The sequence below is a fragment of the Aquabacterium sp. A3 genome, assembly GCF_038069945.1.
Lineage (GTDB): Bacteria > Pseudomonadota > Gammaproteobacteria > Burkholderiales > Burkholderiaceae_C > Aquabacterium.
This window is the reverse complement of sequence record NZ_JBBPEV010000001.1, coordinates 1,480,421-1,502,963: the sequence shown is the minus strand read 5'-3', so window position 1 is coordinate 1,502,963 and position 22,543 is coordinate 1,480,421. Positions and strand designations below refer to the sequence as shown.

Sequence of the window (22,543 nt, the reverse complement as noted above, 5' to 3'; positions counted from 1 at the left end):
CATGCCTGCCGCCACGCCCACGATGGTGTCTCGGGGCTTCACCCTCATCGAGATGGTGGTGGTGGTGATGCTGGTGGGCATCCTGGCCAGTGCGGCCATGCCCCTGGCCAGCCTGCAGCACCGCCGTGCGCAAGAGTCCGAACTGCGGCAGAACCTGCGAACGCTGCGCACCGCCATCGATGCCTACAAGGCCGCCTGGGACGACGGCCGCATCGAAAAACGGGAAGGCGACACGGGCTATCCGCCCACCTTGCGCACCTTGGTGGAGGGCGTGCCCGACATCAGCCAGCCGGCCAAACCGCGCATCTACTTTTTGCGGCGACTGCCGCGCGACCCGCTGGCCGACCGCACCGTGCCGGCCGAACAAACCTGGGGCCTGCGCGCCTACGCCAGCCCACCCGAGGCGCCCGCACCCGGGGCCGATGTGTTTGACGTGTACTCGCAGGCCGAAGGCATGGGCCTGGACGGCACGCCTTACCGCCAGTGGTGATCTCATGCCAGGCCTGAATCGCCGCAAAGGCTTCACCCTCATCGAGTTGATCGTGGTGCTGGCCATCATCGGCCTGCTCGCCAGCATCGTGGCGCCACGCTATGTGCGCACGGTGGACAACGCCCGGGAAGCCACCTTGCGCACCTCACTCAATGTGATGCGTGACGCCATCGACAAATACACCGCCGACCGCGGTCAGTACCCCGAATCCTTGCAGCAACTGGTGCAGGCCGGCTACCTGCGCCACATCCCCGAAGACCCCATCACCGGCAGCCGCGATGGCTGGCAGATGCTGCCGCCCCCGGCCGACAGCGCCATCCCTGGCGGCATGGCCGATGTGCGCAGTGGCGCGATCGGTCGGGGGCAGAACGGGGTGCCGTATGGCGCGTGGTGATCACCGCCATGATCAGCGCGGCTTCAGCTACCTGATGCTGCTGGGCTGGGTGGCGCTCAGTGGTGTGTTGCTGATGGCGGCCAGCACCCACTGGCGCCAACAAGCCCAGCGTGAGCGTGAGATGGAGTACGCCTTTCGGGGCGAGCAGATCCGCCGCGCCATCAGCGCCTACGCGGCCGTGCCGCTGAGCACCGGTCAGTCGCCCTGGCCGCAAAGCCTGAACGACTTGCTGGCCGACGAGCGCACCGGCCAGGTGGTGCGCCACCTGCGCCAGGTGTGGCCCGACCCGATGACGGGGCAGGACTGGGGGCTGATCCGCCAAGGGCAAGGCATACGTGGGGTCTACAGCGTGTCTGCACTCACGCCCCTGAGCGCGCCCAAGGGCGTGGCGCGATTTGACGAGTGGCGTTTCGAGGCAGACCCGCCACCTGCCGCACCGCGTCAACAAACCGTCACGACCGCTCCCTAGACTGCCGCAGTCCATTCCACCCACTCGCCATGTCATCCACCTTCACCGACGCTGCACACCCAGAAGGCCTGATGCGCATCATGGAGGCCGCCCCGCAGGTGTGTCGCCGGCATCAGTTCTTTGTGTGGACACAAGGCGATCTGCAGCGCTGGTTGCCGCACGACCTGATGCTGTGCGGCTTTTACGACCGCGAGGCCAAAGACCTGGCCTTTGACGTGTTCAACAGCCGGCCCTTGCCGGAGGCCACGGTGGCCCAACTGCAAGAGGTTCCCCCCACCTGGTTGCAGCCCCTGGTGACCGTGTGGGACGCCGCCCGCCAGCAGGCCATGACCATGAGCCTGGGCAGCCACGCTACCCAGCACGAAGTGTTGGGAGCCCTCCATGGCGCAGGCTACAGCGAGGTGCTGATGCATGGCCACACCCGTCCGGGGCGCCCTGACGAGCTGGAGAGCTTCTTTGTGCTGGCCCGGCATGGGCAACGGCTGTCGGCCCAGCATGGCCTGGCGTTGGACATGCTGCTGCCGTGCCTGCACACCGCCTACCAGCGTGTGTGCGTGACGGAGCGGCAAATGGTGCCTGCGCGTGCACCTTCGCCCGCGCCTGCGCCCACCCCAACGACTGCGCGCCCCGCAACGCCCATCACCCTGCGCGAGCGCGAGATCCTGATGTGGGTGCGTGATGGCCTGAGCAACCATGCCATCGGCGCCAAGCTGGGCATCAGCGCCCTGACGGTCAAGAACCACGTGCAAAAGATCCTGCGCAAGCTGGGGGCCTCCAACCGGGCCCAGGCCGTGGCCATCGCCATGAGCATCAATGCCTGGGGCGATGGGCTGGGCGCGGCACCTGCGTTCAGAGACTCCCAACATTGAGCAACCCGACATGGCCTTCAAGCCCTTTGACGATCTTTCTTGTGCGGCCTTGCGTGCGGCCTTCCCTGCGGCCTTGTTGTGCCTGACCTTGAGTGGCTGGAGCGCACCTGCGGTGAGCCAGGTGTTGCCACCCTGGCGCGTGGACACCATGGCCAGCCGCGATGTGAACGATTGGCTGGAGTTTGCGCAACCAGCCTTGCCATCGTCCAGCGACCGCCCGGTGGACGACGCCGAGTTTGCGGCCGTGGCCAAGGGTGGGCCTTGGACGCCCTCCGACTGGGCGCCGCTGACCGGCGAGGTGCCCGCATTGATGGCCCTGGCGCGCCAGGGTGACTGGGCAGGCCTGTTGCAAGGCCTGGCCCGCACCGACGCGCCCGTCAACGAGCGCGATCGTGACGGGGCCACCTTGCTGACCCTGGCCGCGCGGCAAGGCCAGTTGAGCGTGGTCAGCGAGTTGCTGCGCCGGGGTGCACAGCCCGATCAGCAGGGCCTGTACGGCTTGAGCCCGCTGGGGGCTGCCGCCCTGGGGGGGCATGAGCTGGTGGTGCAGGCCTTGTTGCGCGCCGGGGCCGACCCATTGCGCTGGAGTGGCGCAGGGCAGGCGCCCTTGCACCTGGCGGCCCGTGGTGGCCATGCGCGCGTGATGCGCAGCCTGCTGGCCGGCGGCGCCGAGCTGATGCAGTTCAACCGCGAAGGGCGCCACGCGCTGGCCGAGGCCGCACGCGCCGGCCAGATCGAGGCCATGGCCTGGCTGCTGGACCAGGCGCAAGTGCCCGTCAACGCGCCGGATTTGCATGGCCTGACGGCGGTGCACGCCGCCGCACTGGGCCGGCATTTTGAGGCCGTGCAATGGCTGCAGCAGCGCGGTGCCACTCTGCAACACCCGCTCACGCCCGTGCTGATCGAGCGTGCCCCCGACCCGCTGCCGCTGAACTGAGGCCAGCCCGCCACTGCACCCCCCCGGAATCGGTGGGACCCCTTCAGACCATGGTTTGACAGCCCCGTGTCCACCCAAGGCGGCTTTGTGGTCTCAACGGACCATTTGGGGCGTTGGTGGGCCCGATGAATTGTCACAAAGCCTGCCTAGGGTAGGCCTTGAATCCAGTGCCGGTTGGGCAGCCTGATCCGAACAGATCAGGAACGCGCGATGGCCTGCCCTGAGGGCGTCACATGGTTTACCCACACTTCGCCCCGAGCCAGGACACCGCGTGCGGCCTGGATTCACGTCGACGTGTTTAGACCATTCATTCCCAAACGGAGAAAGCATATGAAACTGCAATACATCGCTGCCGCAGTGGCCCTGGCCACCGGCATGGGCGCTGCCAACGCTGCCCTGGAGCGCGGCTCCAACGGCAACGGCTCGCTGATCATGATCGCCTACGACAACCGCGGTGGCACCACCACGGCCGGCGTGTTCGATCTGGGCCTGTCGATCAACGACCTGATCGGCGCCACCGGCAACGGCACCGCCATCGACGCTGCCTCGCTGTCGGAAACCGTGGGCACGATGAAGTGGGACTTCATCAACAACACCATCACCCTGGACGGCACCGTCACCAGCTTTGGTGGCACCAACGACTGGACCGGCGCCTGGAACACCCTGCTGGCCAACTCGGACGCCGCTGACCTGCGTTTCGTGGTCACCGGTTTCGACACCACCGGCTTCGGTACCAACAAGCGTTCGATCGTGACGGGTGTGCAAGATCCGCTGCCTTCGCAGCTGTTCAATAGCACCACCAACGCCTCGAACATCCAGCAGATTGCAGCGCAGAACGACATCTTCACGCCGCAAAACAGCCGTGGCACCCACACCACCGTCGCCAACGGCGCCTACACCTTCACGGCTGCCGATGGCGCCACCACCCGTGCCAACGGCTACGCCATGGCTGGTGATGCATTTGGCAACAACTGGCGCAATTTCAACAACCTGGGCGGCGAGACCTTCGCCAACATGGCCACCTACCTGTGGGCCGTGGATGGCACCGCCGCCGAGCGCATCCTGGCCTATGAAGTGACCCTGGACGTGGCCAACGGCGTCCTGAGCGCCGCTGTGCCGACCCCTGCCGTGCCCGAGCCCAGCACCTATGCCCTGGTGATCGCTGGCCTGGCCGTGGCCGGCATCGCCGCCCGCCGCCGCAAGGCCTGATGTGGATGCCCGCTGGCCGTGCCCTCGGCTGGCGGGTCACCTCTTTGCCGATCGTTCGACGTTTTTTGCCCAACCCCTTTCGGAGCATTTCCATGAAATTCACCAAGATCGCCCTGGCCGCCGTCACCCTGGTGGCCGCCCAAGCCCACGCCGACACCGTGTACCTGGCTGGCGCCTCGGCCACCTCGTCCAACTACCGTTCGGCCCTGACCGCCATGTGCGGCAGCGCCGGTGGCAGCGCCACCGAGCTGAGCAGCGGCTCCAACCTGTTCGCCGTGAAGTGCACGACCGACTTCGCTGGCCTGCCCGGCGTGGACGCCGTGTCCTTCAACGTGTCGGGTGGTTCGTTCACCGCCGTCACCACCTCGGCCGGCACCGACACCGCTGATTTCATCAACCCCGCTGCGTCCGCCCCTGGCGCCATCGTCTTCACCGGCGCCCGCTCGTCGGAAGGCGGCTTCCTGGACATCGACGGCGCCGCCTTCTCGGCCGACGACCTGCTGGCCGCCGGCCTTGAGGTGTCGCCTGCCACCACCCCCGCCTCGTTCAGCCAGGTGTTTGGCGTGGCCGTGAGCAACGACCTGTACACCGCCCTGCAAGCCGCCCAAGGCCTGGCCAGCTGCGGCGTGGACAGCATCACCCCCGAGTGCCAGCCCAACATCACCCGCGCCCAGTACACCTCCATCGTGTCGGACGCCTTCAACACCGCCAAGGTCAACGTCAACGCCGTGCTGGGCGTGGGCGCCGAGGGTGACCTGCTGACCGTGTGCCGCCGCGTGTCCACCTCGGGCACTCAGGCCTCGTCCAACCAGTTTTTCCTGAACACCTACGTGGGCAGCGATGGTGCTAATGGCGGCGCTCTGGCACCTGCCACGGCCGCCGACTACGGCATCGCCAACAGCGGCCTGCCTTCGTTCGATGTGCAAGAAGGCTCTGGCACCGGCAACGCCCGTGCCTGCCTGAGCAACAGCGGCTTCGCCCTGGGTGTGCTCTCGCTGGAAAACGCCCCTGACCTGACCACCCGCAGCGGCGGCGCCCGTGCCGATCGCAAATGGCGCTTCGTGAAGGTGAACGGCGTGCACGCTTACGAGCCCGCCGTGAACAGCACCGCCACCGCCAAGAACGGCAGCTACGAGTTCTGGTTCACCTCGCACAAGTACGGCCACACCGCCAACGGCCAGGCCGTGGTCGATGCCATCGACACCGAACTGAGCAGCGGCCTGGACCGTGCTGGTCTGTTCGACAACGCTTCCAGCCAGGCCAAGCGTTCGTCCAACACCTCGCCCGTGTTCTTCGAGTGATCTCTTGAGCGCTGTCTCAGCGCGGATCTGCCCTGATTGCAGGGCAGATCCCGCCTGAAAACCCACAGTCCCCGTCCTCGGGGACTGTTCCATTTCTGTGTTGTTGGATATGAAAAAACCACACGTCCTGGTGAAACCGGCTTTTGCCCTGGCTTTGGCATTGATGCTGCCCGCCGCCCATGTCCAAGCGGCTGAAGCGGAACAGGCCGAGCCCCTGTTTGACGTGTACGAGTACGTGATCGAAGGCAACTCGCTGCTGCCCGATGCGGTGCTGGAACGCACCGTGGCGCCCTACATGGGCCCGGGGCGTCGCTTTGCCGACATCGAAGGCGCGCGCGCAGCGCTTGAGAAGGCCTACCAGGAGGCCGGCTACCTGTCGGTGCTGGTCAGCCTGCCCAACCAGCGGGTGGACGCTGGCGAAGTCACCCTCAGCGTGACCGAGGCACCGGTAGAGCGCCTCACCGTGAGCGGTGCCGCCCACACCCGTCCCAGCCTGATCCGCGAGTCGTTGCCCGCCGTGCAGCCTGGCCAGGTGCCGCATTTTCCGTCGCTGCAGCAAGAGATCGCCAACACCCAGTCGGCCAACCTGCAGATCACGCCGCTGGTCAACGCCACCGACGCGGGCGACGCCATCGATGTGGACCTGAAGATCCAGGACAAGGCGCCTTACTTTGGCAGCATCGAGTTCAACAACGCCCAAAGCTACAACACCACCCGTGGCCGCATCAATGCCACGGTGGGCATCAACAACCTCTTTCAGCTGGGGCACACCCTGGGCCTGAGCTGGCAGTACGCCCCCCGCCGCCCGGACGACACCAACACCCTGTCGCTGCTGTATGGCCTGCCCCTGGGCCCGAAGGACGACCTGCTGTTCACGCTCACCACCAGCAACAGCGACACCCCCACCCAGGTCAGCGGCAGTGGCCCCGATTCCACCCTCACCAAAGGCACCTTTGCCGGCGTGCGCTGGACGCACCGCCTGCCCGCGCTGAACTGGCCCGTGCGCCACAGCGTGTTTGTGGGGCTGGACTACAAGCGCAACCGCGACTTCAGCACCTTCAAGGACGGCGAGATCGTGCAGCGTCCGCCCACGCGCTATCCCATCCTGAGCGGGGGCTACAACTTCACGCACAACGGCGCCGGTGATGTGCTGAGCACGGCCAGCGCGTCCCTGCGCGCCGTGAGCAGCGCCATGGGCGGGCGCACGGTGGACTGCGATGGCCTGACGCTGGAGCAGTTTGACTGCAAGCGCGCCGGCGCCAGCTCGCACTTTGCCGCGCTGCAACTGGCCGTGGGTCACGCCCGCCCGGTCTTGGGCGACTGGCGCCTGAACCTGAGCGCCGACCTGCAACTGGCCACCGGCGCCCTGCCCAGCGGCGAGCAATACAGCCTGGGCGGCAGCAGCACGGTGCGTGGCTATTACGACTTCGAGCAATCGGGCGATGAAGGCTGGCGCACCCGCGCCGAACTGGTCAGCCCCGTGTGGCTGGAGGTGGCCGGCATACAGGCCACGGCCCTGACCTTCGTGGACCGTGGTTTTGTGCGCATCGTGGACCCACAACCCACCCAGACCGCACGCACCCACCTGGGCAGCTACGGCCTGGGCCTGCGCTTTTTTGCCTCGTGGGGCATGACGCTGAGCATCGACTACGCGCGCGTGGTGTTCGACACCGTGCGCCCCACCGACAACGGCTCGGTGCAGTTTGCCAGTGGCCCCAAGGCCGGCCGCGACCACCGTGTGGACGTGAGCCTGCAGTTCTCCTTCTGACCCATATCTGACCACCCTGACCGCAGTTTCATCGGGACGCTCATCATGAACAAGCACATCCACCGCCTCGTTTTTGATCGCCGCCGTGGCATGCGCGTGCCCGCTGCCGAGCACCACCGCAGCGCCGGCAAGGCCGCTGGCGGCCAGACCCGTGGCACGGCCGTGGCCGTGGCGGTGTCGATGTTGTTGGGGGCGGGCGCGGTTCAGGCAGGCACGGTGTCGGCGTCGGCCAAAGCGGGGGCGCTCAGTGCCAGTGGGTCGGCCCAACGGCTGTCGGCCTCGGCCAACCCGGCGCGGGCGTTTTCGGCCAGCCGCTCGGTGGCCGACATGGTGTCGCAGACCTTGGCCAGCGGCCGGCCCAATCTGCCGGTGTTCTCGGAGGCATTCCGTGGCGACAACCGCGGCGAGTTCGATGACCCGACCCTGTCGCCTGATGGCACGGTGATGACCCTGCTGCAAAAAAGCGGCGCCATCATCGTCAACTGGGACAGCTTCAACATCGGCAAAGGCTACACGGTCGAGTTCACACAGCCAGACGGTGGGCGAGCCCTCAACAAGGTGCGCGGTGGCGATGCCTCCTTGATCGATGGGGTGCTCAAGGGCAACGGCGAGGTGATGGTGGAAAACGGCGCCGGCATCATCTTCGGGCGCAACGCCCGGGTGGATGTGGGCAGCCTGGTCGCCACGGCGCTGAGTGTGGCCCAGCGAGCGATCGATGATCGCCATCTTGATAAGCTTCCAAATGGAGAACTGAGGGATCCAAGCGGGAAACTCGTTGACTTCAATGACCCCACCACCTTGAACATTTACCGCCTCCGCCAGGGTGAGGCGGTCTTTGGCGGCCCTGATGCCAGCACGGCAGGTTTTGTGGCCATCCAACCGGGCGCAGTCATCCAGGCCAAGGCCGGCGGCAAGGTGCTGATGGTGGCGCCCCGTGTGCTCAACCAGGGCGTGATTGAAACACCAGAGGGCCAGACGGTGCTCGCCGCTGGCCAGACCGTGTACCTGTTTGCCCCCACCGACCTGGCCCAGCGCGGCCTGATCGTGGCGGTGGACAACTTCAGCGACGAAACCCTGCAGCAGATCGAAGCACAGGTGCGCGAAGAAAATGGCCTGGGCGCCAAGGACGCCCTGCCGGCAGACTTCACCGCCGTGGGCACGGTTGAGAACCAACGCGTGAATGGCGATTACACCAGTGGCCTGGTGCGTGCCGACAAGGGCACCATCAACCTGGTGGGTGCGGCCATTCGTCAAAAGGGCCAGCTCACGGCCACCACGGCGGTCAAGGGGCAGAACGGGGCCATCTTCATCACCGCCATGAAGGACACGGCCGTGTCGTCTGGCAACACCCACCGCACCGCCAACACACTGGGCACGGTAGAGCTGGGTGTGGGCAGCATCACCGAAGTGCTGCCCTCTGCCGCAGGCTTGGAAATAGGCTTGGAAAAGGGTGGAGGCGGTCAGCGCGTGACCGACAAGGTGCAGGGCACCGTCGCGGGTGATGAAGGGGTGGCCGACGTGGTGTTCACCCAGATCGGTGTGGGCCCTGACGAGGTGGGTCCTGGCGAGGTGTTGCGCGCAACCGTGACGCCTGATGAGCCCAGGCGGCCCACCGTACCAGCTGAAGACGCCTCGGACGAGGTCAAGGCCCAGTACCAGGCAGACCTGGCGAAGTTCGAGCAAGACAAGCTCGCCTTCGATGCATCAGAGTTGACGGTGCAGCGCAGCAGTGATGTGTTCTACCGCTCGCGCATCGACGTGCTGGGCAGTGACATCGTGCTGAAGTCGGGTGCCCGTGTGCAGGCGCCTGCTGGTGAAATCAACATCCTGGCGGCCGACAACTGGCAGACCTCGGCTTTTCGCACCTCAGAGGCCACCGGCCTGGCCAAAGACAACAGCCGGGTGGTGATGGAGGCTGACGCGGTGGTGGACGTGTCGGGCTTGGACGACCTGCGCATCGCCACGCCCCGCCGCCAGTTGACCGTGCAGTTGTTCTCTGCAGAGTTGGCGGATTCGCCCCTGCAACGCGCCGGGGTGGTGTACCGCCAGACGGTGCGCGCCGATGCACGCGCGGCACTGAACCTGGGTGACGTCAGCGGCTATTACAAGAACCTGCGTTACACCGCTGCCGAGCTGTCCACCACCGGAGGCGTGGTGCGCATGCAAGCCCAGGGCAGCATGACCCTGGATGCTGGCTCGACCGTTGATTTCAGTGGTGGCAGCATCACCTACGACGAAAGCAGTCTGATCACCTCGGCCCTGTATCGCCGTGGGCTCTTCAGCCTGATGAGCAGCGCCACCCGCGACCAGATTTACGATGCCTTTGTCGAAGACCCGGGCAAATTCAGCGATGAAGAGGTGAGGCGTTACGGCCTGGCGGGTCTGGTAGAGAGTTCAGCGTTGAAACTGCCTGAGCAGATGGTGGGTAAAAGCGCGGGCGCGGCAGTGCTGGCGGCCCCTGAGCAGTCCATCGGCGCCCGCTTGGATGGTTCGGTGTCCATGAGCGAGGTGCAGCGCAACGCCACCCGCGAAGCAGGCCGAGACCCCGGCCTGAGTGGTTTGCTGCAAGTGTCTGACGGCTCACCTCCGGTGTGGGATGGTCTGGATGAGCTGGTGGCGGCCGATCGCCTGGTGCAATTGCCCAACGTGCTCACCGGTCAGGCGCAGGCCGATGGCAGCGCCGAGTACCTGCCGCACCTGTTCACCAGCTTGCGCCCCACGGCGGGTTGGCTGGTGCTGGGGCGCGAGGTGGGCTTCGAAACCACGCAGAAGGCCGCTGGCAACGTGGTGGATCGTGTTCTGATTTCATCGGTGCCGGACGCTTCGTACCAGTCAGACGGCGTCACCGTCTTGTCGGCTCAACAACTCAACGCCGCCGGTCTGGGGGGCTTCACCGTGTTTGCCAACCAGATCCAGATGGGCGATCTGGCCAGCAGCGACGCGCCAGTGATCCGTCTGGCTGCGGGTGGGCACGCGCAGCTGAAAGCCCGTGATGGCGATGTCAGCCTGCAGGGACAAATTTTGGCGCCGGGCGGGCGCATCGAGGTGTTGGCCCAGGGGGGCGATGCCCTGCTGCAGGCAGGCAGCCGTCTGGATGTCAGTGGCACCCGTGCCGATGACCGGTTTGCCGGCAGTGCCCAGATTCCTGGCGCATGGCAAGGCGGCGAGGTGTCGATCAAGGCCGCGGGCAGTGTGGTGCTTCAACAGGGCAGCGACATCGATGTGTCGGGCGCCGCGTGGCGCCAACGCAGCGGCGACCTGGTGAACGGTGGTGCGGGCCAGGTCACCCTGAAAGCCAACGATGGCGTGGCCGGCGCTGGATCGACCATGCCCGACGGCACGCTGGTGCTGGCAGGCACGCTGAGTGGCCATGACATGAGCCAAGGCGGCACCTTGAGCCTGGAGGGCTTGCCCTCGGTGCGCCTGGGTGAGGCCACCGAAGCCTCCAGCTCCGTGTTTGTGCTGGCCGATGGCCTGTATGCCGACCGGGGCTTTGGCACCGTCAAGGTCACATCACTGGGTGACATCACCGTGTCTGAAGCGACGCAGCACCGGCCCGTGCTGGTCAACATGCTGAGCCTGTCGTCCGCCTACAGCGCCGCCACGGGACAAACCTCGTCGCTCACCACCTTGCCGCAGGGCCGGCGCAATGGCGTGCAGCTCAGCCTGATCGCCAGCACCGAGCCCAACGTCACCGTACAAAACGGCAAGCCACTGGGCGCCAACCTCACGGTTGAGCAAGGCGCCTTGATCGATGTGGGGCTGGGTGGCAGCATCACCCTGCAAGCTGGCGGCAGCATCGACATGGCGGGCACACTGCAGGCCCTGGGCGGGCAGGTGTCGCTGGCACTGCTGGGTGCGCGGGGTGCATCGTCTGCTTCGGATGCCGAAGCCTACGGCTACCTTGCCGATCAATCCATCCACCTCAAAGCAGGCTCGTTGATCGACGTCTCCGGTGCGGTCAAGGCCGTGCGCAGCCCCAGCGCGCTCAGCCGCTTGCTGCGCCTGCCTGACCCCTTGCAGGGCGAAGTGTTGGCCGGCGGCACCATCACCCTGGGTGGGGCGCCGGACACCAGTGTGCGTGGCACCTTGCTGATGGATGCAGGCGCCACCTTGAAGCTCAATGGCGCGCAAGGTCAGTTGCGTTCAGGCAGTACGGGCCGTGCGGTTACGCGGGCTGCCGGTGCGGGCACCTTGAACATCCGCTCGACCGATGGCTTCAGCCTGCTGGGCACCATTGAAGCCAAGGCCCCCAACAACACGGTGTCGGGGGGCACGCTCAACATCAGCTTGAGCCAGCAAGGCAAGGGCGACTTCGTCGTGGGGGGTGGACAGGCTTATCCCGATGGCGACGAAGCCGGTCCGCGCAGCATCCTGATTGGTGAAGGCGCCACAGCCGTTCAAGACCTGAGCGACAAGCGGCTCTTTGGCCAAGGCGTCATGACCGCCTCGCTGGTCAACGGTTCGGGCTTTGACCGCGTGAGCCTGCAAGCCGACGACAGCATTCAGCTTCACCAGGGGGTGAACCTGAAGGCGGATGATGGCCGCGCCAGATTGCAATCGGTGGTGCTGGATGCTCCCGTGCTGGCACTGGTGGCACCCAAAAAGACCAAAACGGATGAAAACCCCGACACGGGTGAGGCAGTGGCACAGGTCGCGGCAGTGGCCAGGGTTCCAGACCATGTCATCCAGGCGCACCATGTGGCCATGGGCCCGGTCACCCGGCTCACGTCCGACCTGAGCGCAACCCCTCCCGCCAGCCAGCGCGAGCTGACGGGCGACCAGTGGCTTCACGTGCAGGCCGGCTTGATCGAGGTCACGGGCGACACCGCCGTGCAGGGCGCCAACCGCGTTGACCTGGATGCCACGCTGGACCGCAGCACCGGCACCACCAGCACGCGCACCAATGGCGAGATCCGTTTCATCGGCCAGCGCCCCCTGCGGGCCGACCTGGGCGGCGACCGCAGTCTGAAGGGGCAGTTCAGCTTCCAGGGTGATCTGAACCTGCGCGCGGGCGTGGTGTATGCCACCACCCTGTCGCAGTACGCATTGCAGGGTAGCCACGGCAGTCTTTTGACCGTGTCGGCCCCCGATGCAGGTAGCACCAGCCAGACGCCTTTGTCGGCCCTGGCCAGCCTGTCGCTCAAAGCCGATACCGTCACGCTGGACGGCGTGCTGCACCAACCTGTGGGCAGCTTGTCGGTGCAGGCCGACACCCTGACCGTGACCGATCGCGCCCGCCTGGCCAACACCGCAGACGGTGTGACGGTGCCCGTGGGTTACGTGGTCAACAACAGCCAGTGGCTTTACTCCTCGCAAGGGGCAGACCAGGGCGATTTGCCCACCGACAGCAACGTGGTGCAAGACATCACCCAGTTGCCCATCAACCAGCAGATCGTGCTGGATGGTGATGAGCTCAGCATCGGCCAGACCACCGTGGTGGAAGCCCAGGCCGGGGGCGACATCGTGGGCTGGCAGTTCAACCCAGGCGTGGGCGGCAGCACCGACACCTACCTGCGCCCTGGGCTGTTTGCCGTGCTGCCCAGTTACCGCTATGACTTTGCACCCTACGACGCCAACATCCGGGCGCGAACCCAAGGCATCGGCACCGACCTGAAGGCCGGTGATCAGGTGGTCATCAACTCGGGCAACGGCGTGCTGGCGCCCGGCGCCTACACCTTGCTGGACGCTCGCTACGGCATCTTGCCAGGGGCGGTATTGCTCAGCCCCACCACACTGAATGTGAACCAGGCGCTCAGCACCGGCGTGCGCAACGATGATGGTTCGGTGGTGGTGTCGGGCTTCAGAAACGCCACGGGCACCTTCCAGAACGGCGGCAATGATGTGCGTCAAGCCTGGGTGCTGGAGCCCGAGGCCACCTACCGCGCCAAGTCGGAGGTGGTGGTGGTCTCTGGCAACGCCTTCCAGGATGCGCGTGCGCGCCGCAGCGGCGTGGCCTTGCCCCGCCCAGGCGATGGCGGCACCTTGTCGCTGACAAGCATGAACGCTTACGACTGGGCCGCACGCTTCAACTTCAAGGGCGCCGAGGGCTTGCGGGCCGGTGCCCTGGACCTGGCCATGCCCGACATCGTGGTCAGCCGCGCGGCGGTGAGCACGCCAGGCCAGGGTGTGATCAGCGCCCAGGCGCTGGAAGCCACCGGCGCCGAGAGCATTCTGCTGGGCGGCGTGCGCACCCAACAGGCCGATGGCAGCGTGAGCGTCGAACGCCAGGCCCGCGCGGTGCGTGTGGCCGCCGAGGGCACTGCAGCCGGTGAAGACACCTTGACCCTGCCGGGTGAATTGTTGATGGTGGCCAAAGAGGCGCTCACGGTGGAGGCCGGCGTGAGCATCGCGGCACGGGCATCCGATGACGGCGAGACCCGCCGTTACGACACCCAGGGTGCTGGTGCGCAGTTGCTGGTCAGCCACCGCAAGGCTTCGGATGTGGCCTCGGTGGATGTCGAAGGCGAGACCCGCCCCGTGCTGATGGTGGGGGCTGATGGCAGCGCGTCCAGCGAGGCTGTTCGCCTGAGCGGCGCCGCCGTGCAACTGGACAGTACCGGCGTTACCTCAGTGGCCGACAGCACCGTGCTGGAAGCCCGCACCCTGGGTGTGGGGGCCGCAGCCATGGTGCTGGGTGATGCCGACACCAGCCAGTTGCCTACCGGTGTGTTGCCCGCTGATGCCCTGCGCCTGAGCGGTGAACAACTGGCCCGACTCAACCAGGCCGAGCGCCTGACCCTGCGGGCCAATGCAGGCAGCCTGGCCATCGCGGCAGGCACGCAACTGGGGCAATCGGGCACCCAACAGATCACACTGGACGCGCCCCAGATTCTGGGGCTGACGGCCCAGTCAGACGCGGCACAGGACGCCCCTGCCGCCGGCGTGACCGTGGTGGCGCAGAACATCAGCTTGCGCAACAGCAGCGGGAAGTCGGTGAGCGACGCGGCCGCCACCGCCGGGATAGGCGAGATCGAGTTTCAAGCCACGCCGGTGCTGACCGATGGCCGCACAGGCGGCATCACGGTGGATGCGTCTGGTGACGCCGGGCAGCACTGGGGCTTTGCCCAGACGCGCCTGAACAGCCAGGGCGACATCGTGTTCGCAGGCGCGGGGCGCACCGAGGCCGCTGGTGAGGTGACTCTGGAGGCTGGCCGGGTGACGGCCGCCGGCCAGGCTGATCAAACCCTGAGTGCCAAGGGCAGCCTGCAAATCACGGAGGCAGCCGGGGCACGTACCTTGAACGAAAGCCTGGGCGCCGGTGGCCGCCTGGCCCTGGGCGGCCAGTCACTGACGCAGGCCGGCCGCATCGACATCGAAGCGGGCCGCCTGACGATGACCGCCACAGGTCAGGATCTGACGCTGGCAGAAGGCTCCGTCACACGCGTGGACGGCCGTGTGCGCCAGGTGAGTGACACCTTTGCCGTGGCCAGTGGTGGAGGGCAGATCGTGGCCCAGGCCCAGCAGGGCAACCTGGTGGTGAATGGATTGTTGTCGGCCGCCGCGCCCACGCTGGGGGCCGGCGTTGCTGGCCAGACGCCAGAGGCCGGCCGGATCGAGTTGAAGGCGACGGCCCCGGGCGCTGAGGTGCGTCTGGGTGAGCAGGCACGGCTGGATGTGTCAGGCGGGGCAGGGCGCCATGGCGAGGTGGTGGTCGACGCCGCCACCCTGGCCCTGGGGGCCATCAACCAGGCCCAGGCTGCCCAGGCATCACAACAAAGTGCGGCCGCCAAAACGGCCCTGGATCAGCTGGTGGCCATCAGCCGCCCCACAGACGGCGGCAGTTTGCGCGCCTTCGAGGTGCGCCAGCGTGAAGGCGATCTGAGCCTGAATGCACAGTTGCGCGCGGCCCGTGTGGCCCTCAGCGCCGACCAGGGCAGCGTGACCCTGAACGGCAGCGCCCGCATCGACGCCACCACCGACGGTGGCGGCGTGGTGCAGTTGCAGGCCGGCCAGAACCTGGTGTTGAACGATGGTGCGCACATCGAGGCGCGTTCGACGCGCGAAGGCGCCAACGGCGGCGACGTGCTGCTGTCGGCCCAGGACGGCAGCGTGCAACTGGGGGCCGCCACGGTGGTGGCCGACAGCGCCGACGATGCGCTGGATGGACGCATCCTCATCCGTGCGCGCCAAACCCAGAACGCGCAGGGGCAGTACACCGGCATGAAGGTGGAAGCCTTGGAGGGCAGCAGCGGCGCCATCCTGCAGGCCGGCCGGGTTCAGCTGGAAGGCGTGCGGGTGTACGACAGCGCCAGCCTCAAGACCTTGAGCGCCGGTGCGGCCACCGCCAGCAACCTGCGCCTCAATGACCTGACGACGGCGGCCAACGCCTACGCCACCGCCAAGAACGAGGCGGACGTGTTGAGCCAAGCCGGCCTGACGGGCACGCCCAACGCCAGCCTGCGCGCGGGCATTGAGGTGCAGGCGCAAAGCGACTTCACCATCAGCCAGGATTTGCAGATGGCGGCTGCCTTGCGACCGCTCAACCTCACCATTCGGGCCGCTGGCAACCTCAACATCAATGGCAGTGTCAGTGCAGGCTTCAACAACGCCCTGACCACCGGCACGGTTCAGTCGGGCGAGGGCAGCAGCCTGCGCTTCGTGGCTGGTGCCGATTTGCAGGCCGCCGATGTGCATGCCACCCAGGGTGGGCCAGAGGCTGGCCATGTCACCCTGGCCAGCAACAAGCTGGTGCGCACCACCACCGGCTCCATCGATGTGCATGCTGCGGGCGACGTGCGCATGATGGCCAGCACCATCACCACGCCATCGGCCATGTACGTCACGGGTGGCTTGTCCAGCCTGGCCGACAACGAACTCTTCGCGGTGGACAACACCACTCCTGCCAAAAACGCCGCGCGCAACGCTTATGAAACGGGCGCCAACGCGGCCGTGTTCACCGAGCGCGGCGAGCGCTTGACCGTGAAAGCCGGCGGCCGCGTGGGCAGCTTTGCCAGCGTGACCACCAGCAGTGCTGGGCAGACCACCTACACGGCGCAACAACTCACCCAGGGCAGTGGCAACTACTTTCTGCATGGCGGTGCGCCCGAGGCGCCAGTGGCCTCCTTTAAGACACCGGTGGCCTGGTTCACCCGGTTTGGTGATTTCCGTCAGGGGCTGGGCTCTTTTGGTGGTGGCAACATCCATGTCCAGGCCGGCGATTCGGTGAGTGACCTGGCCGTGGTGGCACCCACCAACGGTCGCCAGGTGCTCACCCTGGATAAGCAGGGTAAGGTGTTGTCCAGCCAGATCAAGGTGCTCAATGGTGGTGATGTGAGTGTGGTCTCAGGCGGTGACGTTGCCGGTGGTCTGTACTTCCTGGGGCGTGGCACAGGCCGCATCCAGGCGGCCGGTGGCCTGGTGTCCGGGGCCGACGGTCTGGCCGATGGGGTGACCCCACCCAGCAATGCCGTGGCCGATCCAGATGCCCTGCTGGCCGTCATGGACGGGCAATGGGCGGTGAACACGGTGGGCGATTTGCGCATCTCGCACGCTTACAACCCCACGGCGATTCCCTTCCTCAGCACGTTGCAGGGTTTGAGCAACTCGCGCGCGGCGGTCTTCTTCACCTACGGCGATGACGCGGGCGTGTCGCTGTCGTCTTTGCAAGGGCAGGTGAGCGTCAGCCCCGACAACCAGAACTTCGAGCTGATGCACAGAAACTCTCCGACGGCTAAGCTGACTGAGGATGTGGCAAAAGACGCCTCGTACCTGGCCTCGGTCTTGCCGCCCGTGTTCAAGGCCGTCAGCCTGGGTGGAGATGTGTTGATCAACACCGCAGGCAAGTGGACCACCGGCGCCCCCACCAACGGCAACAACGGCTCGGCGCTGTTCGTCATGCCCACCCCGGCATCGGATGTGACCGTGTACGCGGCGCAAGACCTGCATCTGCAAGGCAACCTGCAACTGCCCGACACATCCGCCTGGGGCAAGAAGGGGCTGCCTGGGGTGAGCAAGCCCGTCAACTTCCAGGGCATCGGGTCGGGGGAACTCAGCCTGAGCGGCCTGGCAGACCTCTTCATCAGCGGCTTCACCAGCACGGGCGGCAACCTCAGCCTGTCCACCAATGTGCGCAGCAACACGGGCACCGAGGGCGCGGTGGTGGGCGCAGTGCACGCTGATCTGGGGCAAGCCAACAACCCCAACAAGGTGTGGCTGGTGGCCGGGCAAGATGTGACGTTTGACGACGTGATCGCCTCGCGCAACAACGTCAACCGCACGGTCTTGTCTTACCTACGCACCAACCGGCCCACCGAGATCGAGGCCGGCCGCGACATCAACAACCCGCATTTTGTGGGCCAAAATTTCGATGCCGACGACGTCACGCGCCTGTCAGCCGGCCGAGACATCAACGGCATCGGAGTGGGCAGCAACACCAACGCCCGTGTGATTGCCCTCGGTGGCCCCGGTGCCCTGAAGATCGAGGCCGGGCGCGATCTGAACCTGCGACAGATGGCCGGTGTGCTCGCTTATGGCAACCAGATCAACACGGCCTTGCCTGACGCAGGTGCCAAGATCACGGTGTCGGCCGGCCGTGGTCAGTCGGTGAACCTGGATGAACTGCTGCAGCGCCACGGCAGCCGCCCTGGCTTGCGCACCGCCATGGTTCAGGCCCTGGTGGACAGTGGCCTGCCTGTGACGCAAGGCCTCGGCGCCGACGATTGGGCAGCACTCAGCGATCAGCAGTTGCAGCAGGCCTTCAGTGACCTGAAGGATGCACGCCAGGTGGCAGCCATTGAAGACTTCCTCGATGCCGAGTTTGCCGCCCAGTACCTGCCTGAAGATGCTGGACAGACGGCGGCCTATTACCGCAGCGATGCTTTCCAGCGCAAAAAACAAGAGGCCATGTGGGCGCGCATCCGCGAAACGGCCGCAGCAGCAGTAGCCATCGCGGTGTCCACCGACGAGGACGAGGAAGCGCGCCGCAAGGTGCGTCGAACCGCCTTGTTTGAGCAGGCAGAAGCCGTGGCCGACCTGGCGGGCCTGGGGGCTACCTTCATCCGATCCGGTAGCGTGAATGTTGGGCAGTCGCGCGTGCATAACCTGGCGTCTGGCGGTGGCGCAAGCGAAGGCGGTGCGGACGATGCCCAAGGCGGCGTGGATGTGATCGCTGCAGAGCAGGTGCTGGCCGGTCTGCCCTCGGCGGCCAACAATCCAGGCGGCTTCATCAACTACGACGGCGGTACCTTCCGATCCATCAGCGGCGGAGATTTCCTGGCGGGCGATCAGCGCGTGATCGCCATCGGGCGGGGCAACCTGATGATCTACTCCGTGAACGGCAGCATCGACTCCGGCAAGGGCTCCAACACCGTCACCAGCACGGCCCTGCCGCTGAGGCGTTTCAATTCCCTCACTGGGCAAGTCGAGGACTTGAGGCAGCCCCCGATCAGCGGCAGCGGCTTCCAAAAAATCGAGACCCCCAAAGACATGGTGCCTGTGTTCGGGTTCTACGCGCCCAACGGTGAAATCCGTGCATTGGATGCGTTCATCACGGGCGATGCTCCCGCTGAGATTCCCGGGCGTGTTATAGGCGCTGACAACATCGGCGGAGCACCTGATCCAAGTCCTCCACCCAACGTTGGCGTGAGCCTGACGCCGCAAATTGCCAACCCGGCAGCCGGCAGGGAGAAGGTCGCCACCGCCGCCGAGGCCAATGCCGAGCAGCGCGCCAACTCGGTGCTCACCGTCGACCTGCTGGGCTACGGCGATGCCCCGGGCGCGGGCGCGCCTGCGCCAGAAGCCGCGCCAGCCAATACCCGCAACAGCGACGAGCGAGAAAAAGAAGCCCAGCGCTGAAACGTCCCTGTCATCTTCGGCTGGCAACCTTGCGCGCTTCGAGCCATGCGCGCAGTGGCGCGGCCCATTCTTTGTAGTCCGGATCGATCATGAAACTCGCCCGTTTGTTTTCTGCTGCCGTGATCAGCGCCGCCTGTGTGTTGCCCACCGTGGCCCACGCCTGGTGGAACGCCGACTTCACCCAGCGCACCCGTGTGGTGTTCAACACCAGCGATCAGGGCGTGACCACGCAAGAGGCCTTGTCGGGCGTGGTGGTGCCGGTGCGCCTGCACTCGGGCAACTTTGATTTTCTGAACGCCAAGCTCGATGGCAGCGACCTGCGCGTGGTGGCGGCCGACGACAAAACCCCGCTGAAGTTCTGGGTGGAGCGCTTTGATGGCGCCAATGAACTGGCCGTGGTGTGGGTGCAGCTGCCCAACCTGCTGCCCGGCACCGACAAGAACATGGTGCACGTGTACGCCGGCAACGAGCAGGCACCCGCAGAGGCCACCAGCCCGGCCTTGTTCGATGGCGCCATGCTGGCCGCAGTCACCTTTGCAGGCCAAACGGGCGAGCCCGCCGCAGACGCCAGCGGCCAGATCGCCTCAGCCGGCCCGGTGGTGCGCGACAACACCGGCCTGATCGGTGCCGCAGCGCGCCTGGATGGTCAGCCCCTGAGCTGGAGTGCCGACCGCCTGAAGGCGCCTGGCAATGGCCCCTACAGCATCAGCCTGTGGTTCAAGCCCGAAGCCCTGACCGGCACCCTGGTGTCGCAAGGTGCCCTGAGCCTGGCGCTGGACGCCGGCAAGCCCACCCTCAAGCTGGGTGACACCGTGGCCACGGGCGGCGAGCTGCCCACGGGGGCCTGGGCCCACCTGGCCATCACCGTGGGCAATGGCCAGCTGACGCTGTACATCAACGGCGGCCAGGCCGCTCAGGTTGAACTGCCCGCCGCCGCCGTGCCGTTGGAAGGCGCGCTGACCGTGGGTAACGGCCTGACGGGCCTGGTGGATCAACTGGAGGTGGCCGCCACCGTGCGCAGCGCCGACTGGGTGAAGATGGCCCACGCCGCCCAGAGCGCCGATGCCAAGCTGGTGCTGGCCGTGACCGAAACCGAAGACACGGCCGACGCGGGCGAGGGCGGCGAGCAAGGCCACTTCGCCATCCTGGTGGACAACCTGACGGTGGACGCCTGGGTGGTCATCATCATCCTGGCCGTGATGTTCGCCATCGCGGCGTGGGTGATGTGGGAGAAGGCCGTGCTGGTGGGCAAGGTCGACAAGGCCAACCAGCGGTTCCTGCAAGGCTTTCGCAACACCCGCGATGTGCTGGCGGTGCCCACCAACGAGGTGGCCAATTCGTCGCTGGCCCGCCTGTACCAGGCCGGCCTGCGCGAACTGCAAAAGCGTGATGTGGGCAAAGCGGGCGCTGCGCCGCTGTCGGGTGCCTCACTGGATGCCGTCAAGGCCGCCGTGGATGCCGACCTGATCCGTGAAAGCCACACCCTGAACAGCAAGATCGTGCTGCTGACCATCGCCATCTCGGGCGGCCCCTTCCTGGGCCTGCTGGGCACGGTGGTGGGCGTGATGATCACCTTCGCGGCGATTGCCGCCGCAGGTGATGTGAACGTCAACGCCATCGCCCCTGGTATTGCGGCGGCCCTGCTGGCCACCGTGGCCGGCCTGGCGGTGGCCATCCCCGCGCTGTTTGGCTACAACTACCTGGCCGCCCGCATCAAGAACATCTCGTCGGACATGTCCATCTTCGTGGACGAGTTCGTGACCCGCGTGGCCGAAGTGCACGGAGCCCGCTGAGATGGCTGGCGACGTCAAGGGCGACCTGCAGGCGTACGACGACATCAACGTCACGCCCATGCTGGACCTGGCCTACGTGCTGCTGGTGGTGTTCATCATCATGACCACCGCCTCGGTGCAGGGCGTGAAGGTCAACAGCCCGCTGACCCAGGCCGCCAACAACCTGGCCAAGCCACAGACCAAGGGCATCACCATCACCGCCGACGGTCAGGTGTACCTGGACGCCTACCCCGTGACCATGGACGAACTGCAAAGCACCCTGGCGCAGTACAAGGCCGCCAACCCGGCCCTGCCCGTGGTGCTCAAGGCCGATGCCGCAGCCCAGTACGACAAGGTGATGCAGGTGCTGGAGATTGCCAAGCGCCTGGACATCACCGAAATCGGCCTGGCCACCAAACGCATGCAGTGAGGCCCGCCCATGCAGGTTCAAGACGAAAGCAAACCCTACGACAGCATCAACGTCACGCCGATGCTGGACCTGGCTTATGTGCTGCTGGTGGTGTTCATCCTGATGACGACCGCGTCGGTGCAGGGCCTGAACATCAGCATGCCCAAGCCCAGCAACAAGCCCAGCACCGAAAAGATCGAACTCAAGGTGGTGCAGGTGATGCCGGGTGGCCAGTTGATGCTCAATGGCGTGCCCATGACCGCCCAGCAACTGGAAAACGAGTTGCTGCAGGCCAAGCAGCGCACGCCCAAGATGAGCGTGGCCATCAAGGGCGATGCACGGTCGCAGTACGCCGAGGTGGTCACCGTGATCGACCTGTGCAACAAGCTGGAGGTGCCCATGGGACTGGTCACCTCGCGCATCGGGACCTGACATGGCCTCGACGCAGTACCCCTCGGCCGATGAACAGCAGGGCGCGCGGCGCTGGCTGGCGCCTGCACTCATCGTGCTGGTGCTGGTGGGTGTGGGCGCGTTGATCGCCTCGCAAATGGGCAAGGGCAGCGGCGGCCCCAAGCGGCAGACGGTGAAGATTGCCGTGCTGCCTGACACGCCACCACCGCCGCCCCCACCCAAAGAAGAAAAGAAGCCCGAGCCCAAGCCGGAAGAAAACAAGCCCCAGCCCCAAGAGCAGCCCAAGCCCGTGGAGGCCCCCCCAGAGGCGCAGCAACTGAAGATGGAAGGCGCCGCAGGCGACGGCCCCAGCGCCTTCACGGCGGGCACCGTGCGCAACGAATACCGCGGCGGCGAGATTGGCGGCGGCGCTGGCGGCACCCTGGCCGACCGCATGGCGGGTGTCAATTACGGCAATGTGGCCCGCCGCGAACTGGGCGCCTTTCTGAGCCGCGACGACGAGGTGCGCCGCGCTGGTGACTACCGCGTGTCGGTGGCCCTGTGGCTGAACCCTGATGGCAGCGTGGCGCGCTGGCAACTGCTGGGCAGCACGGGCCAAGCACAGGCCGACGAGGCCTTGAAGAAGGCCTTGTCGCGCTTCAAGGGCTTTCGCGCTGCGCCGCCTGCCAACCTGAACTGGCCCATGCGGCTGCAACTGACCAACCGGATGACGGGTTGA

General features: G+C 66.3%; 13 protein-coding genes. All 13 read left to right on the top strand.

All coding sequences use genetic code 11. From position 1 onward, the window contains the following. Position 1: 1 nt before the first annotated feature. The 13 genes from WNB94_RS06670 (at position 2) to WNB94_RS06610 (ending at position 22,543) form a co-directional block, all read left to right on the top strand. A complete protein-coding gene (locus WNB94_RS06670) occupies positions 2-490 on the top strand; it encodes a type II secretion system protein (RefSeq protein ID WP_341389222.1) in 489 nt (162 codons plus the stop codon). A 4-nt stretch (positions 491-494) separates the two neighbouring features. Then, on the top strand, positions 495-884 hold the full coding sequence (locus tag WNB94_RS06665; RefSeq protein ID WP_341389221.1) for a type II secretion system protein: 390 nt from the start codon (positions 495-497) through the stop codon (positions 882-884). Beyond that, the gene (locus WNB94_RS06660) at positions 871-1,353 is read left to right on the top strand and encodes a hypothetical protein (protein WP_341389220.1); all 483 of its coding nucleotides are present in this window, start codon (positions 871-873) and stop codon (positions 1,351-1,353) included. The genes WNB94_RS06665 and WNB94_RS06660 overlap by 14 nt, the downstream gene beginning before the upstream one ends. A 29-nt stretch (positions 1,354-1,382) precedes the next feature. Then, positions 1,383-2,222, top strand: coding sequence for an XrtB/PEP-CTERM-associated transcriptional regulator EpsA (epsA, locus tag WNB94_RS06655; protein WP_341389219.1), 840 nt, complete (start codon positions 1,383-1,385; stop codon positions 2,220-2,222). Positions 2,223-2,232: 10 nt separating this feature from the next. After that, positions 2,233-3,159, top strand: coding sequence for an ankyrin repeat domain-containing protein (locus tag WNB94_RS06650; RefSeq protein ID WP_341389218.1), 927 nt, complete (start codon positions 2,233-2,235; stop codon positions 3,157-3,159). Between the two features lie 330 nt (positions 3,160-3,489). Continuing rightward, on the top strand, positions 3,490-4,368 hold the full coding sequence (locus WNB94_RS06645) for a PEP-CTERM sorting domain-containing protein (protein ID WP_341389217.1): 879 nt from the start codon (positions 3,490-3,492) through the stop codon (positions 4,366-4,368). 92 nt (positions 4,369-4,460) lie between these two features. Further along, positions 4,461-5,669 (top strand): hypothetical protein, encoded by a 1,209-nt coding sequence (locus tag WNB94_RS06640; protein WP_341389216.1) that lies wholly within the window; start codon positions 4,461-4,463, stop codon positions 5,667-5,669. Positions 5,670-5,778: 109 nt separating this feature from the next. After that, positions 5,779-7,437, top strand: a complete 1,659-nt coding sequence (locus WNB94_RS06635; protein ID WP_341389215.1) for a ShlB/FhaC/HecB family hemolysin secretion/activation protein — start codon at positions 5,779-5,781, stop codon at positions 7,435-7,437. 45 nt (positions 7,438-7,482) lie between these two features. Next, on the top strand, positions 7,483-19,233 hold the full coding sequence (locus WNB94_RS06630; RefSeq protein WP_341389214.1) for a two-partner secretion domain-containing protein: 11,751 nt from the start codon (positions 7,483-7,485) through the stop codon (positions 19,231-19,233). Positions 19,234-19,322: 89 nt separating this feature from the next. Then, positions 19,323-21,026, top strand: coding sequence for a DUF2341 domain-containing protein (locus WNB94_RS06625; protein WP_341389213.1), 1,704 nt, complete (start codon positions 19,323-19,325; stop codon positions 21,024-21,026). Between the two features lies 1 nt (position 21,027). Continuing rightward, entirely contained in the window at positions 21,028-21,435 is a 408-nt protein-coding gene (locus WNB94_RS06620) for an ExbD/TolR family protein (RefSeq protein WP_341389212.1), read from the top strand. 9 nt (positions 21,436-21,444) lie between these two features. Next, on the top strand, positions 21,445-21,846 hold the full coding sequence (locus WNB94_RS06615) for an ExbD/TolR family protein (protein ID WP_341389210.1): 402 nt from the start codon (positions 21,445-21,447) through the stop codon (positions 21,844-21,846). A 1-nt stretch (position 21,847) separates the two neighbouring features. Continuing rightward, positions 21,848-22,543 (top strand): energy transducer TonB family protein, encoded by a 696-nt coding sequence (locus tag WNB94_RS06610; protein ID WP_341389209.1) that lies wholly within the window; start codon positions 21,848-21,850, stop codon positions 22,541-22,543.

Coding starts and splice junctions, on each gene's coding strand:
- WNB94_RS06640 (WP_341389216.1), top strand. CDS start 4,461: ATGAAATTCACCAAGATCGCCCTGGCCGCCGTCACCCTGGTGGCCGCC.
- WNB94_RS06645 (WP_341389217.1), top strand. CDS start 3,490: ATGAAACTGCAATACATCGCTGCCGCAGTGGCCCTGGCCACCGGCATG.
- WNB94_RS06625 (WP_341389213.1), top strand. CDS start 19,323: ATGAAACTCGCCCGTTTGTTTTCTGCTGCCGTGATCAGCGCCGCCTGT.
- WNB94_RS06650 (WP_341389218.1), top strand. CDS start 2,233: ATGGCCTTCAAGCCCTTTGACGATCTTTCTTGTGCGGCCTTGCGTGCG.
- WNB94_RS06615 (WP_341389210.1), top strand. CDS start 21,445: ATGCAGGTTCAAGACGAAAGCAAACCCTACGACAGCATCAACGTCACG.
- WNB94_RS06610 (WP_341389209.1), top strand. CDS start 21,848: ATGGCCTCGACGCAGTACCCCTCGGCCGATGAACAGCAGGGCGCGCGG.
- WNB94_RS06665 (WP_341389221.1), top strand. CDS start 495: ATGCCAGGCCTGAATCGCCGCAAAGGCTTCACCCTCATCGAGTTGATC.
- WNB94_RS06620 (WP_341389212.1), top strand. CDS start 21,028: ATGGCTGGCGACGTCAAGGGCGACCTGCAGGCGTACGACGACATCAAC.
- epsA (WP_341389219.1), top strand. CDS start 1,383: ATGTCATCCACCTTCACCGACGCTGCACACCCAGAAGGCCTGATGCGC.
- WNB94_RS06660 (WP_341389220.1), top strand. CDS start 871: ATGGCGCGTGGTGATCACCGCCATGATCAGCGCGGCTTCAGCTACCTG.
- WNB94_RS06670 (WP_341389222.1), top strand. CDS start 2: ATGCCTGCCGCCACGCCCACGATGGTGTCTCGGGGCTTCACCCTCATC.
- WNB94_RS06630 (WP_341389214.1), top strand. CDS start 7,483: ATGAACAAGCACATCCACCGCCTCGTTTTTGATCGCCGCCGTGGCATG.
- WNB94_RS06635 (WP_341389215.1), top strand. CDS start 5,779: ATGAAAAAACCACACGTCCTGGTGAAACCGGCTTTTGCCCTGGCTTTG.